Here is a 14,508-nt window from a genome sequence, read left to right as displayed (position 1 = left end):
TCCGGCGCAAGATCCCGAGGGGCAACGGGACGATCCTGGAACGTCACAGGGCACCCGGCGAGCGCTGCCGCCATATGCCACTCAACCAGTTCAGCAGGCACATACGGGCCTACGTCAAGGTGAAAGTGACTCACACTCTTCACTGTGCCGTACCAGCGCCGAAGGAAACGTTCGACGCTATCCGAGTTAATTGACAGGAGTTCATCCACAACACCCGAGTATACGCCATGAGATCAGCCCGATCGACACATCTGCAATCGTCAAACCGGCACATGTTCCACTGAAAAGCGTTTCGGCAGGGCGCCTGCCACACCCCACCGAAACGCTCCAGTCACAATTATCGAGAATTACCTGTGAATCTACCGAGGAATTTTCCGCCTCGATTATACACCCACATCATCGCACCCTCGGGAAGGGCGTCCTCAATAGGATTGACCGGGGTGCCACCAGGACGCGTATACGCCGATCCGTTGCAGAATGGGCAGATACCATCAGGGTGGTTTATGTAAAGCACTCCACGTCCCACCTCATTGCGTCGCATATAGGCAGCGGCCTGCATCTCTACGTGATGATAATTCGACGACGTCATGCCGGGCACCCGATCGCCCATATCGTCAACGAATCCGCCCGACCCTCGGCCACCACTCGCGAACGGGACGACATCCACCTGGATGTCAAGGACTCCCGACGTCACATGGTCCATTTCCTGCACACCGAGCTGACACTGCTCCGGACTGATGTTGTGAACGAGAACCGGCGCCGAGCCCGCCACCACATAGTACGTATGAACGTCACCGACGGTGAGGTTGTGCACCGTGGCGGTCTGGGCCGTCCATCGGTCCACCGCGGTGATCTGGACGTACGTGCCCGCGCTGGTGCGCAGCCATTCGCCGGCGTGCAGGTCGGTGGCCTTGATCCAGGCGTGCAGTTCCTGGACCCAGAAGGGGTGGCCGTCGGTCGCGGTGACCTGGGCCGTCCTGCTGCCCTTGGTGCCGTCGGTGTCGATGGTGACCTTGACGAGGTGCTTGAGGCCGTGGCCCTTGATCTCGGCGGTGACCGTCTCGACCCGGGTCTCGCCGGTCTGCGGGTCGGTCGTGACGACCTTGTCCCCGGTCCGGACCTTCTCGATCGGCTTGGTCGTGCCGTCGGCCATCAGGACCTGGGTGCCCGGGACGAAGCTGTTGCACGTCCCGCCGCCCTCACCCCCGTGGGAGCCGCCGCCGGACTTGCCGGAGCCGCCGCTGCCGCTGGAGCCGCCCTCGCTCTTGGAGGAACCACCAGACTTGCCACCGGGCTTGGAGCCGCCGCCCTTGCCGCCGCCTCCGGAGCTCTTGCCTCCGGAGCCGTGGGACGACGACTTCGGGGCCGCCTTGGCCTGGGCGTGCTTCTGGCGTGGGTTGCCGGTCTTCTTGGTGACGTCGACGGCCTTGTCGGCTGTTCGTTTGGCTTCCGCCGCCGCCTTCTTCTTGGCTCTCTGCGCGGCTCTCTTCTTGGCCTTCTCGATCGCCAGTTTCTTGGCCTTCAGGGCCAGGGTCTCGGCCATCTTGGCCAGCTTCAGGACCCGCTGCGCCTCCTTCTTGGCCTTGCGGAAGGCCCTGACCGCCGAGATGGTGCGCTTGACCGCCTTGACGACCTTCGGGAGCTTGCTCAGCTTGTACCAGGGGATGGCCTCGGCCACGATGCTGACGCAGGACCACATGTCGCCGCCGAAGCAGGCGAGGGCGTCGTTGATGCCGATGAAGTCCTTGAGCGTCTCCCAGGCCACGGCCAGGATGATCGAGCCGAGGGACTTGCCCTGCATGGCCTGCGCCTGGGCGACCTGTGCCGCCGACAGACCCGCGCCCGCCAGTGCCGCCGCCCGCTCGGAGGCGGTCAGGGAGATGGCCAGACCCGTCGGGTCGGACATCGTCACCGGGTTGTTGTGGGCGTAGGCGTAGCCGTTGGACTGCAGGACGTCGTTGAGGTCCAGCACCGGGTCCGCGGACAGGAAGCGTCCGACCACCGGGTCGTACAGGCGCGCGCCCAGCGGCACGAAGCCGGAGGAGTCGTCGCGGGCAGCGCCCAGGAACCCGGTGTGGGTCTGGACGTTGACGCCCACCGTGTCGGCGCCGCGCTGGTTGCCGAACGGGTCCTGCTTGCGGATCCGCACCGACATCTGGTCCTTGAGCGCGACCTCCGCGAACGTGCTGCCCTGGTGGTCGCCGGCGAGGGCGACGAGTTGCTCGCCCCCGGTGCCGTAGGCGTAGCGCATGACCGCGCCGCCGGGGACGGAGTAGGTGCGCTGGGTGTTGACCAGGACGCCGCCCTGCTGGACGGTGACCTCGGCCTCGCCCAGGTACAGCGTGGCCTGCTTGCCCTTGATCGACAGCAGGCGGGAACCGTCGGGACCGTAGATGTAGCGGGTGTCGTTCTGCGGCGCCCACTGCTGCTCGGCCTTGGTGCCGTCGCAGGTGGCCAGCACGATGGGGGTCGACTCCGCGGTGTTGGCGTCCTTGACCGCAAGGCACATGCCCGTGGCGACGTGGAACAGCTGGCCTGAGGCGTTCCGCTTCAGCTGCTGCGCACTCGAGCCGTCGCAGGCCTGGACCTGGAGGGCCGAGCCGGCGGTGCTGCCGGCGGGCTGGACGCACCACGTGTCGTAGACCGTCAGCGTGCCCAGGTCGGGGTCGCTCTGCGCCGCCCCGGGGGCGGTGGCGAAGTGCCAGTTCTGCGCCGCCGAAGCGTTGCACGAGTGCAGCTGGATCGGCTGGTCCGAGGTGGGCACGCCGCCCTTGAGGTCCAGGCACTTGTCGGCGAGGCCCAGATAGGGGGTCTTGCCGCCGCTGCCCTCGCCGGTGATCCGCTCGACCTGGCCGTCGTAGGTCCAGGTCAGCTGCTGCTTGTCGCCGTTGTCCAGCGACGTGACCGACTTGGTCTCTCCGGTCAGCTCGTACAGCCGCTCGGCCTCCGCCTTGACCTGCGCGCCCGCGGGCGTGGTGTAGGTCTTGGACACCTTGGTCAGCGTGTGCGGCCGGGTGCCGTCGGCCTTGCCGTAGGCGTAGGTGGTCGTGGCGTCCTTGGCGGTGTCGCCGGTGAGGTCCTTCTCGGTCAGCCGGGTGCGGTTGCCGAGGAGGTCGTAGGTGTACTCCTGCCAGTAGCCGGACTTGTCGCCGCCGGCCGCCACGTTCAGCGTGCCGTCGCTGTTCTTCGGGCCGGTGCAGGAGCTCTGGTCCTTGGCGGTCCAGGCCGTCTTCAGCTGGCCCAGCGGGTCGTAGACGAAGCACTGCCGCTCGGCGATGCCGGTGGCGTGCTCCTGGATGGAGGTGACGTTGCCGGCGGGGTCGTAGGCGTAGGTGCGCCGGGAGACGAGGTTGCCGGGAACCACGCTCTGGTCGCCGGTCTGCTCGCGGTAGACCTGCTGGTCCTGGAGTTCACCGCTGGACTCGTCGTAGGAGTTCTGCGTCCACACGCGGTAGGGCTGGGCGCCCAGGGTGGAGCGCAGGACCTGGCCGTAGGGGTCGTAGACCGTCTCGGCGCCGTACCAGTCCTTGCCGGAGACGGACAGCGGCTTGCCGTCCTTGTTGTAGCGGACGACGAGCTTCTCGGCGTCGAACCGGCCGACGGCCGGCAGCACGCCCTCCTTCAGCGCGCCGGTGTCGTCGTACGTGTAGCCGTACGAGTACGACGTCTTGAGTCCCCAGGTGTCGGCCAGGGACTGCGGCAGGCTGAGCGTGGTCCCGGTCGGCTGGTAGTCCTGGGTGTAGCCGTCGACGCTCTGCGTGTAGGCCTCGCCGTCGGTGTAGCGGGTGGCGGTGGCGGGCAGGCCCTTGCCGCCGGTGACGGTGTCGTAGGTGAACTCGGCCAGCAGGGTGCCGGTGGAGCCGTTCAGGCGCTGCTCGGTCGGCCGGGAGAGGGCGTCGTAGCCGTTCCAGACCGTGACGCCGCGGGCGTTGGTCGTGGTGAGCGGGCGGTCGTAGGTGTCGTAGGTGGTGGACGTGGTGCCGGTGTCGGGGTCGGTGGAGCTGCTCATCCGGCCGCGGTGGTCGTACGTCCACGTCCACGGGTGCGCCGGGTCGGCGGAGCTGGTCGCCTTCACCATCTGGCCGGCGTGGTCGTACGTGTAGCGCATCGACGTGTAGCCGCCGGGCGCCGCCGGGTTGAAGGTGTCGGTGCGCACGGTGCGGCCGAGGGCGTCGGTCCACACGCGGTAGGAGGAGGCCCCTTCCGGCTGGATGACCTTCGACCAGTCCGTGCCGTACTCGTACCGGGTGGCACGGGCCGGCACCGGCTCCGAGGTGGCTTCCCCGGTCAGCGGGTCCTTGACCTTCAGTACCGGCGTCTCCTGGAGGACGCGGCCCTGGCCGTCGTAGGTGTAGCGGGTGATGTTGGGGACGGCGGTGTCCGCGAGCGGGGTGAACAGTTCGCCCGGGGTCACCTCGTCGGCGAGGTAGGCGTTGTTGGTCTGCCAGACCTCACCGGAGCTGTTGTACAGCGTGTCGGTGATCAGGTAGCCGCCGCCGTCGGCTTCCTCCTGCGTCTGGCGCTCCCGTCCGAGTCCGTCGTAGAGGGTGACGGAGGTCTCGATCCGGTCGTGGTGGCCGCGCGCGTAGGTGGTGACGTACGGGGGCTTGTGGTCGGTCTTGGACGGGTCGTCCGGGTCGTACTCGGGCACCGTGTACTCGGCGCGGAAGTCCGGGACGGACGAGGGCGACGGGGTGCGGCCCGGGCTCCAGGCCTCCGCCAGGCGGCCCAGCGGGTCGTAGGTCGCCTGGCTGACGTAGCCGTTGGCGTCGGTGGTCTTCAGGGTCGTCGACCGGCCCGGCTCCAGTTCCTGCTTCTCGGTGTGGCCGAGCGCGTTGGTCGTGGTGACCTCGAAGACCTGCCCGACGGACGGGGAGTAGGTGATCGTGCCGGTCCTGCCGTCCGGGTCCGTCTCCTTGACGACGCGGCCGACCGCGTCGAAGTCGGTGGTGCCGTTGGACCGGAACCCGGTGCCGTCGCCGTTCAGCGTCCACGACCCGGTGGCCTCGCCCAGCGTGGTGTCGGCGAGCGCGGTGCCGTAGGCCTGGTGGTCGTAGGCGGTCCGCACGGCGCCGGTCAGGGTCGACAGGTCGGCCCAGTCGGCGTCGGCGCAGGTGGTCGGGGACACCAGGGCCTGCTTGCTCAGGCCGATGATGTTCCTGGCCGTGTTGTGCAGGTACTCCAGCTTGGTGCAGGACTCGTCGCCGGTCCTGTTCTCGTCGGCGTCCCCGAGCGACTCCACCAGCACGGGCAGGCCGTAGGTCGACTCGTACGTGGTACGGGTCTTGACGATGCGTTCGAGACGCGCATCGTCCCCGGTGCCGGAGGACTTGGTGTACGCGATCTCGTCCGGCTCGGTGACCCGCCAGGCGCGCAGCGGGCTCAGGCCGTCGTCGCGGTCCCGCTTGGCCAGTTCGGTGGCGGCGGGGACGGTGACGCTGCGGGAGAGCCAGTCGCCGTCCTCGTCGTCGGCGCTGGTGTAGGTGAGTTCCTCGGCGATGCGCCCGGCGAAGGGCTCCCTGTCCTTGGCGATCTCGACGCCGTCGATGTCCTTCACCGGCACGGTGTCGCCCATGCCGCGGAAGAAGCGGGTGACGGCCTTGGAGCGCTTGCTGCCGATGTTGGCGTCGTCCGCGCCGGTGATCACCGTGGTCTGCTCGAACCCGGCGAACTGCGAGTAGCTGCGCGTCGACTTCTTGGTGAACTCGGCCTCGGCCAGCTTCCAGCCGGGGTTCTTGTACGTGTAGGCGGTGTTCGTGGAGAACTCGCCGTCGACGTTGGGGAGTTCCTCGATGGCGTCCACCACGTACTTGTGGAACCAGTCGATGTCCTCGACCTCGGGGTCGGGGTTCCAGAACGACGGGTAGCACAGGCGGGTGTTGGACTTCAGCGCCGCGGTGTCGGACTTGCCGGGCAGGTTGGTGCCGGTCGCGCAGTCGCCGGTGGGTGCCTTGTAGGTGACGACGGTCTCGCCGCCGTACTCGTTGATGACGCGGGCGATGCGCAGGCGGGAGAACCCGGGGGTCGGGTCGTTGGCCCGCACGACCCGGTTGGGCATGTCCTCGGCGTTGGACTCGAAGCGCACCGGGTTGAGGGAGACGCTGTCGTCGGTGGAGCCGTTGCGCGCGTAGCCGGTGCGCTGGACCGACTCCAGCCACAGCGCGGTGTTCGGGCCGGTCCTCAGCACCGGGAAGCTCTGCTTGAGCGCGTAGCGGTCGACCACCTGACGGGCGGTGGTGTCGGTGCGGCGCTGAGCCGAGGTCTGGATCTGCGTCAGCCGCTTGCGGGACCAGAACGACGGTCCGGCGTTCCAGCACTTGCGGGTGTAGGTGGCGGTGACCTTCTTGCAGTTCAGGTCGGCCGGAGTGTCGTACCAGATGCGGTACTTGCCCGGATCCTTGTCCTCGAAGTTGGCGTCGGCGCAGGTCAGCGGGGCTTCGTCGAAGCAGCGTTCGGCGACGGTGAAACCGACCCGGGCCGGGGCGGTGTCGGTGAAGAGCTTGTCCTTGCGCTGGCCGTAGTAGATGTGGTCGAGCCAGCCGCCGCGGTCGTAGACGACCGGCGCCTTGAAGTTGAAGTTGCGGGCGTAGTAGTTCTGCTCCTTCTTCCACCACAGGGACATGGCATTGCCGTGGACGTCCTCGACGTAGTCGAGGTTCCACCGCCAGCCCTGGGTGCACCAGGAGCCGGGCCAGTCGCCGGCCTTGTAGCAGGGCTCGCCCGAGTGGTTGCCGTACACCGGGACGGTCAGAACGGAGTCGGTGACGGGCTGGCCGTCGGTCCAGCCGGGCAGGCGGTTCAGGCCGAAGTGGTAGCGGGTGCCGTCGCGGGTGGTGACGACCCAGTACTCGCCGTCCTTGGCGCCGTTGGCGGTCTGCGGGTCCTTGACCTGCTCGACCCGGGCCCCGTCGCCGTTGGCGGTGAACCACTTGCCCTTCGCGGCGTCCCACACCAGTTCGGTGGTGGTGCCGCCGAGCGACAGGGTGGCGTTGTTCGAGCCCCAGCACAGGTCCGCGGTGCGGTGTGTGGCGTTGTTCGAACCGGCCTTCTTGGAGTCCTGGCGGCAGTTGGCGTACGTGCGGGTGATCGAGCCCGGGTTGTAGTCCCAGCCGTCACCGATCCAGGAGGCCTGGTTGTTCGTCGCCGAGGTGCGTCCGTCGACGGACTGCGAGGAGTAGTTCAGCGCGATCTTCGGCATGAGGCCGCCGGCGGTCTCGGGGACCTGGACGGCGTAGGAGTAGGTGAACGCTCCGGAGGAGGAGCCGGCCGCCCAGGAGCCCGACGACAGCAGCGGCGTCGCCGTGAAGTCGCCCGAGGACGAGGATCCGGTGTCCATCGCGCCGATCACCTGCGGGCCCGAGGCGTCCACGGCCGGCAGGACGCTGCTGCCGGTGGTGAAGGAGGCGGTGCGGGCCGAGGCGCCCGACGCCTGCGTCCCCGTGCCGGTGGTGTCCCCGCCGAGGAGGCTGGAGATCGGCACCGAGCCGGTGAGGATCTTGCGGGTGCGGGCCTTCTCGGCCGCCTGCGACGTGGTGGGCGCCTTGTCCGCCGGCACCTCCGTCACCGTGCTGGGCAGTTCCTGGGCGTGCGGGTCCGGCTTGCCGGACATGGTCATCGTTCCGCCGTCGGCGGCACAGTCGCCGCTGTCGGGGGCGTTCATGACGCAGTCCGGCAGCAGGACCAGGCCGAACCGGTCGGCTGCCTGCGGGCCGTAGAGGTCGGCGAAGCTCGTGGTGTCGACGGCCAGGGTGACCTGCGCGGTCGGATCGGCGTCCGCCGGCGGCGTGACCTGCATGATCAGGCCGGAGACGCCGGTGTCCTGGGAGGTGCTCGGCGCGGCCAGCTCGACCTGCCAGTCACCGTCGATGGTGGTGGGATCCGTGCCGTCGGGCACGCCCACCGCCACCGGGAGGCCGTTGGACACCGGAACCGTCGTGCCCGGCTCGGTGGTCGCGTCCAGCGTCGCCTTTCCCGTGCTCTGCGACCACGGCGTCACCGACTTCGGCTCGTACGGGTCGACCGGCACCTCGGGCGCGGTGGTGAGGTTCTTCTCGGCCTCCGCGTCCTTGCCGACCGTTGTGGGGTCGGGCAGGTCGGGGAGCTTGACCTCTTCACGGGTCATGCCGGGACCGGGAACCGCCCAGGCCTCGGCGCCCAGGCTGGTCATCGTCAGGGCCGAGGACAGCAACAGGACGATCGCCATGCGGCTCTGCCGCCGGCGCCGCCGTTCCGACTCCGTCGTGGCCAGGCGTCCCCGCCCCAGCCACGACAGCGGACCTTGAACACGCATACGCGTCGTCGACTCCCACCCCAGGCAATGAAAACAACACAGGTCGTTCGCACCCTCTGTCATGACCTCCACAGGCTTCAAGATCGGCGGAGGGGGTGGGAGCGCTTCGCTGTGAACTGCCTCACGGATGTTTTTCTGACAGTTCGCCAGATCATTTACAGAACAGGAGGTACTGCCAACAGGGGCCTTCATCGCCACAGAGCAGGCGATCAAAAGGGACAGGTCTGACACGCACAAGGTCCACCCATGACTTCACCAAGCGTGCATCACGGCTTTATAAATTCTTCATACGTGGACGGTCTGTGTAAATCGTGTGATCGTGTGCGCGCCCATGTCTTGATTCCGCCTGGCCCACACGGGAGTAGACCGCCGACGTGTCCGCGCCGCCTCGCCTCCTCAGTCCGTTCGTGCGCACCCGCACCCGGCTGACACTCACGCTCGGCCTGATCGTGGCCGCCCTGACCACCGCCCTCCTGCCCTGGTGGCACCCTGACGATCCGTCGACGCCCCGGGCCGGACGGGCGACCGACGCTCGGCCGGCGGCCACCGGCCCGCGCGACGAGGCCGCCGCCATGGCCGAGGCCCGCCGCACCGGAAAGGAGGTGGCCGTCGACACGGCGACCACCGCCACGTCGCTGACCTGGGCACGGCCGGACGGCCAACTGCACTCGCGGATCAGCGCACTTCCCGTGCGGGCGAAGAACGCACAGGGCAAGTGGGCGCCGGTCGACAACCGCCTGCGCCGCACCGAGGACGCCAGCGACGGCCTCGGCGTCCGCCCGGCCAACCCCGTGACGCCGGTGCGCTTCTCCAGCGGCACCCCCGGCACGGACGCCCGCGCCGACCGCTCCTACCGCCGCGGTCCCCTGACGGACGGTCCGGCGGCGGACGAGACGGCGCTGGCCGAACTGGACGTCGCCGGCCACACCGTCACCTACACCTGGCCGGGCCCGCTGCCCGAGCCGGTGCTCGACGGCCCGCGCGCCCTCTACCCCGAGGTGCTGCCGGGTGTCGACCTGCTCCTGGTCGCCCGCGAGGAGGGCGGCTTCGGCCAGCTGCTGATCGTCAAGACCGAGGAGGCGGCGCGGAGCGAGGCCCTGGCGACCGTGTCCTACGGGCTGCACTCGAAGACGGCTGTGTTCCGGCACGACGAGGACGCCTGGCGCGTCCTCGTGCTCGACCCGGCCGGCCAGGAGATCGGCTCGATCCCCACACCCTTCGCCTGGGACTCCAGCGGCCGTGACCCCGAATCCCCCGACACCGGCTCCACGCCGAGAACCTCCGTCGCCACCTCCGCCGACGTGCTGGAGCTGTCCGGCCTGAGCGGTATCGAGCCGGGCGCGCAAAGCGCCCCGATGCCGATGCGGGTGACCGGCGACCGCACGGGCACCGCACGGCTCGACCTGGACGTCGCGCACACGGGTCTACTCGCCCGCGACGACGTCACCTACCCGCTGTTCCTCGACCCGACCGCCATCACCGGCTGGTCGGCGTGGACGGTGGCGTACAAGCCGTACCCCAACACCAGCTTCTGGGACGGCACCAACTTCAACTCGGGCACCTCCGACGCGCGCGTCGGCCACGAGAGCGACAGCGGCGGCACGGCCCGCTCCTTCTGGCGAATGAACTTCAGCAGCAGCCTTGAGGGCGCGCAGGTCTCCGACGCGACCTTCAGGGTGCTCAACAACCATTCCTGGTCCTGCTCGGCCCGTGACATCCAGATCTGGCTCACGGGAGGCATCTCGACGGGCACGACCTGGAACAGCCAGCCGAGTTGGGCCACGTGGCTTCAGACGAAGTCCTTCGCCCACGGCTGGTCCTCCAGCTCCTGCCCCGACGACTACGAGGCGTTCAAGGTGACCTCCGCCGCTCAGAAGGGCGCGGTCAACGGCTGGTCCAACATCACCTTCGGTATGCGGGCCGCCAACGAGACCGACACCCAGACGTGGCGCAAGTTCCGGGCGACCTCGGCAACCCTGGATGTCGTCTTCAACCGGGCGCCCAGCGTACCGTTCGGCGTCAAGAGCACGCCGGGCGGAAACTGCAACACCGCGACGGGCGGAACGACCGTCGGCAAGACCAACCTGGTTCTGTCGGCTCAGTCCAGCGACCCCGATGGAAACCTCGCCAGCCTGGTCTTCCGGTTCTGGAAGGCGGGTGGCACAGCGACGACCTACCCGGCCACGACCAACTCCAACGGCTCCGCCAGCACAACCATCCCCGTCACCCTCGAGGACGAGGCGACCTACTACTGGGACGTCCGCGCGAAGGACCAGGAAGGCGTCTACTCGGGCTACTACCCGGGCGGCGGCAAGGAGTGCACCCTCACCATCGACGGCTCCGCGCCGCCCACGCCCACGATCACCAGCGACGACTTCCCCCGCGCCAGCGACGACGGAGACGTCTGGGCGACACGCAAGTTCGGTGAGACAGGTGCTGTCACGTTCACCTCCACCGGTGCCACGAGGTTCGAGTACGCCATCGAGGGCCTGAGCTGGACGAGCAAGGACGCCGCAGACACCGTCACCATCGGCGATCTGAAACCGGTGCATGCGGGCCCCAACTGGCTCAACGTGTACGCCTACGACGCAGTCGGCAACCAGAGCGCCCGCGCTGACTACCTCTTCTACGTTCCGCCGCGCGACAACGCCGACAGCCCCGGTGACACAGGCGGCGACGCCATGCCCGACCTGCTGACCGTCAGTTCCAGCGGAGACCTCGTCAACTGCACGGGAACGCCGGGTGGCGACCTGTACTCCTGCCTGGCCGGCTCATACGCCGTCGACGGCGGCGTCACCAAGCTGAACCCGGCTGGCCACTGGTACGACGCCGCCACCGGCAAGGCCGCGCTGATCACGCACTTCGACGACGCCTACCCGGGTGACGGGGCCACCGACCTGTTCGCCGTCACCCCCGACGGCAGGTTCTGGCTCTATCGCGGTGACGGCTACGGCAGCTTCGACATCGACCAGCGGCTGGAGGTCCGGCTGCCCTCGAACTCCCCGGAACCCTCGACCTGGGACCAGATCAAGGCCGTCGGCGACATCACCGGCGACAAACTGCCCGACCTGGTACTGCGGGCCGGCACCGCCTTCTGGACGCTGTCCGGCTACAGCGGCGCCACCTTCCAATCGGCCACGTTGATGAACGGCGACGACTGGGCGCACCGCGACATCGTCAACGTCGCCGACATCAACGGCGACAGTACGCCGGACCTGCTGTGGCGGGACCTGGACACCGGGAAGATGTACGTCCGTCACGGCAAGCCCGGTTCCACGAGCGGCAGCGTCGACCTCGGCTCCTTGAAGGACGGCGCCAGTTCCCTCAACGGGGACGTGGTCTACGGCTCCGGCTGGACCGCGAGCTATGTCACCGCAGCCGTCGGGATTCCCGATGTCAACGGGGACGGCATCCCGGACATGTGGGCCCGCTTCGGCAACGACGGCAAGATGCGCGTCTACTATCCGTCCCGGACCAACACGAACGGCCCCGTGAAGATCGTCCTGTCGGTGGACTGGAGCACCGTCAAGGCCTTCGGCTGACAACCGGCGACGGACGACGGCGGCGGCCCGGTCCCTTCGGGGACCGGGCCGCCGACTGCACCGCTCCCGGCCCCCGTCAGGCCTTGCGCGCCACCGCCGCGTAGACGCTGACGTCGGTGTCCGTGACATCGTTGATGTCGTGGTACCTGATCCGGTCGACGAGGTCGAGGGAGTCCAGGTACTCGGGCGACGGGGCCTTCAAGACCGGGGCGGCACCGTCGGGACGCCAGTGGTGCACGGGCACGACACCGGGCTCCACGGGGCTCAGCCCGTTCTCCGTGAAGAAGCGTTCCACCTTGTTCTTGGACCGCAGCACGAACGACAGTCCGCGCTCCTGGAAGGACTTGACGATCCGGGCGGTGTGCGGCGTGAGGTCGTCTGCGAGGTGGCTGAGCACCAGCCAGCTGCCCGGAGCCAGTGCCTCCAGCAGCTCCCCGACCACGTCGTACGCCGCCTCGTCGGGGATGAAGTGCAGGACCGCCAGCAGGCACAGGGCGACCGGCTGGTCGAAGTCGAGGGTCCCCGCCGCCCGTTCGAGGATGGCGGACACCTCCCGCAGATCCGCGTCGACGTAGTCGGTCCGGCCCTCGGGTCCACTGGTGAGCAGGGCGCGGGCGTGCGCGAGCACGATCGGGTCGTTGTCGACGTACACCACCCGCGACTGCGGGGCGATCTGCTGGGCGATCTGGTGCACGTTGTTCTGCGTCGGCAGCCCGGCCCCGATGTCCAGGAACTGCCGCACCCCTTCCCGGGCGACGAGCCCGGTCACCGCGCGCCGCAGGAAGTCGCGGTTGTGCCGTGCCGTCAGGAAGGCCCGCGGCTGGTGCTCCAGGGCGGCAGCGGCGGCGGCCCGGTCGACGGGATAGTGGTCCTTGCCGCCGAGGAAGATGTCGTAGACCCGGGCGGGGTGCGCCTTGCTGGTGTCGATCCTCCTGCGCAGCTCGGCGGGGTCTTGGCCGAGGGCATCACCGGGCATGGACGTCTCCTTCAACACACAACCAACTCTGCGGCCAACAACCTATCCCGCCAGGGGACTTGCCGCCGACCGCACCGCACGCCGGCCGCGTCCGACGGCGTCCCGGAGCATCGCGGCGCCCTCTTGCGCCACAGGGCAGCCACGCCTCGTCCGGCGCCCCGCCCCTGCGCCGGCTCGGCCCCGGAAGGCGTCACCACGTCCCGCGGACGTCCCGGACCCCGTCCCGCACCGTGCGCATCGCCGCAGGTCAGGGCGTTGGACCGGGCGCCGGTGTCCCGACTTCGCCGATGGGGGTGGCCCGGCCCGGCCGCGGGCGCCCAGGCTGGGCGGCACACACGTAGACCCCACGCCGGAAGGCCCCCATGCCCGCACACCACCGCGCCCGGCTGCTGCTCGCGGCGCTGACCGCACTCGCCGCCCTCGCCCTCGCCGGATGCCACAACGGCGAGGGCCTGCGCGACGAGGGCCCGTCGCACTCCCTGGAGCAGCCGTGCACCGGGCGGACTCAGCCCAGCTTCTGCGCGACCTCGGTGGCCCAGTAGGTGAGGATGTTCCGCGCGCCGGCCCGCTTGATGCCGAGGAGGGCTTCCAGGATCGCCCGGTCGCGGTCGACCCAGCCCTTCTCGGCGGCGGCCTCGATCATGGCGTACTCACCGGAGATCTGGTACGCGGCGACGGGGACGTCCACGGCGTCGGCGACACGGGCCAGGATGTCGAGGTAGGGACCGGCCGGCTTGACCATGACCATGTCCGCGCCCTCCTCCAGGTCCAGGGCGAGCTCCCGCATCGACTCGCGCCAGTTGGCGGGGTCCTGCTGGTAGGTCTTCCGGTCGCCCTTGAGCGAGGAGGCGACGGCCTCCCGGAAGGGCCCGTAGAAGGCGGAGGAGTACTTGGCGGTGTAGGCGAGGATCGCGACGTCCTCGCGCCCGATCCGGTCCAGCGCGTCGCGGATGACCCCGATCTGGCCGTCCATCATGCCGCTGGGGCCGACGACATGGGCGCCCGCGTCGGCCTGGACCTGGGCCATCTCGGCGTACCGCTCCAGGGTGGCGTCGTTGTCGACCCGGCCCTGCTCGTCGAGCACCCCGCAGTGGCCGTGGTCGGTGGTCTCGTCCAGGCACAGGTCGGACATGACGAGGAGGTCGTCGCCCACCTCGGCCCGCACGTCGCGCAGGGCGACCTGGAGGATCCCGTCCGGGTCGGTGCCCGGGGTGCCCGCCGCGTCCTTCTTGGCCTCCTCCGGAACACCGAAGAGCATGATCCCGGAGATGCCCGCCGCCACGGCCTCCGCGGCGGCCTTCTTCAGGCTGTCGCGGGTGTGCTGCACGACCCCGGGCATCGACGCGATCGGCACCGGCTCGGCGACGCCCTCCCGCACGAACGCGGGCAGGATCAGGTCGGCGGGGTGCAACCGGGTCTCGGCGACCATGCGGCGCAGGGCGGGGGTGGTGCGCAGCCGGCGGGGACGCGTACCGGGGAAGGCTCCGTACTTCGTCATGCCACCTACGCTACGCCCGGCGCGGCGGCGCCCATGCCGACGGCCTGTCGGTGCGGCAGGGCCGTCCGGACCCGGCGGGCGCCCGGACCCGAGCGGGCCCGTCCTGGAACAGGGACCCCCTCCGCCCCGCCCCCGCACACGCCCCGGCGCCCTCGCACCGCGGCCGCCCGCCGCCGCCCGGCCCACCCTGGCCGCCGGCGCC

The 14,508-nt window shown here is 69.5% G+C and carries 5 protein-coding genes; 2 read left to right on the top strand and 3 right to left on the bottom strand.

What is annotated here, in order from left to right; genetic code table 11:
• Window positions 1-337: 337 nt before the first annotated feature.
• Complete coding sequence (locus tag I3F54_RS07955) at window positions 338-8,203, bottom strand: polymorphic toxin-type HINT domain-containing protein (RefSeq protein ID WP_240118131.1); 7,866 nt, start codon at window positions 8,201-8,203, stop codon at window positions 338-340.
• Between the two features lie 461 nt (window positions 8,204-8,664).
• On the opposite strand from I3F54_RS07955, the gene I3F54_RS07950 reads away from it, so the two are divergent.
• The gene (locus I3F54_RS07950; RefSeq protein WP_240117921.1) at window positions 8,665-11,832 is read left to right on the top strand and encodes a DNRLRE domain-containing protein; all 3,168 of its coding nucleotides are present in this window, start codon (window positions 8,665-8,667) and stop codon (window positions 11,830-11,832) included.
• A 76-nt stretch (window positions 11,833-11,908) separates the two neighbouring features.
• Here the strand turns inward: I3F54_RS07950 and I3F54_RS07945 are convergent, their stop codons facing one another.
• Window positions 11,909-12,808: an SAM-dependent methyltransferase gene (locus I3F54_RS07945; RefSeq protein WP_240117920.1), complete on the bottom strand. Its 900-nt coding sequence runs from the start codon at window positions 12,806-12,808 to the stop codon at window positions 11,909-11,911.
• 362 nt (window positions 12,809-13,170) lie between these two features.
• On the opposite strand from I3F54_RS07945, the gene I3F54_RS07940 reads away from it, so the two are divergent.
• Window positions 13,171-13,350, top strand: a complete 180-nt coding sequence (locus I3F54_RS07940; protein ID WP_240117919.1) for a hypothetical protein — start codon at window positions 13,171-13,173, stop codon at window positions 13,348-13,350.
• On the opposite strand, the gene hemB is transcribed toward I3F54_RS07940, so the two are convergent.
• Entirely contained in the window at window positions 13,314-14,306 is a 993-nt protein-coding gene (gene hemB / locus I3F54_RS07935; protein WP_240117918.1) for a porphobilinogen synthase, read from the bottom strand. The two genes, I3F54_RS07940 and hemB, sit on opposite strands and share 37 nt — an antisense overlap.
• Window positions 14,307-14,508 lie beyond the last annotated feature (202 nt).

Source organism: Streptomyces sp. MUM 2J (assembly GCF_022414535.1).
Taxonomy (GTDB): domain Bacteria; phylum Actinomycetota; class Actinomycetes; order Streptomycetales; family Streptomycetaceae; genus Streptomyces.
This window is presented reverse-complemented; position numbering and strand designations above follow the sequence as displayed.

What these genes read in the sequence shown, in the direction of transcription:
- I3F54_RS07955 (WP_240118131.1), bottom strand. Translation starts at nt 8,203, where the DNA reads ATGGCGATCGTCCTGTTGCTGTCCTCGGCCCTGACGATGACCAGCCTG.
- I3F54_RS07945 (WP_240117920.1), bottom strand. Translation starts at nt 12,808, where the DNA reads ATGCCCGGTGATGCCCTCGGCCAAGACCCCGCCGAGCTGCGCAGGAGG.
- I3F54_RS07940 (WP_240117919.1), top strand. Translation starts at nt 13,171, where the DNA reads ATGCCCGCACACCACCGCGCCCGGCTGCTGCTCGCGGCGCTGACCGCA.
- hemB (WP_240117918.1), bottom strand. Translation starts at nt 14,306, where the DNA reads ATGACGAAGTACGGAGCCTTCCCCGGTACGCGTCCCCGCCGGCTGCGC.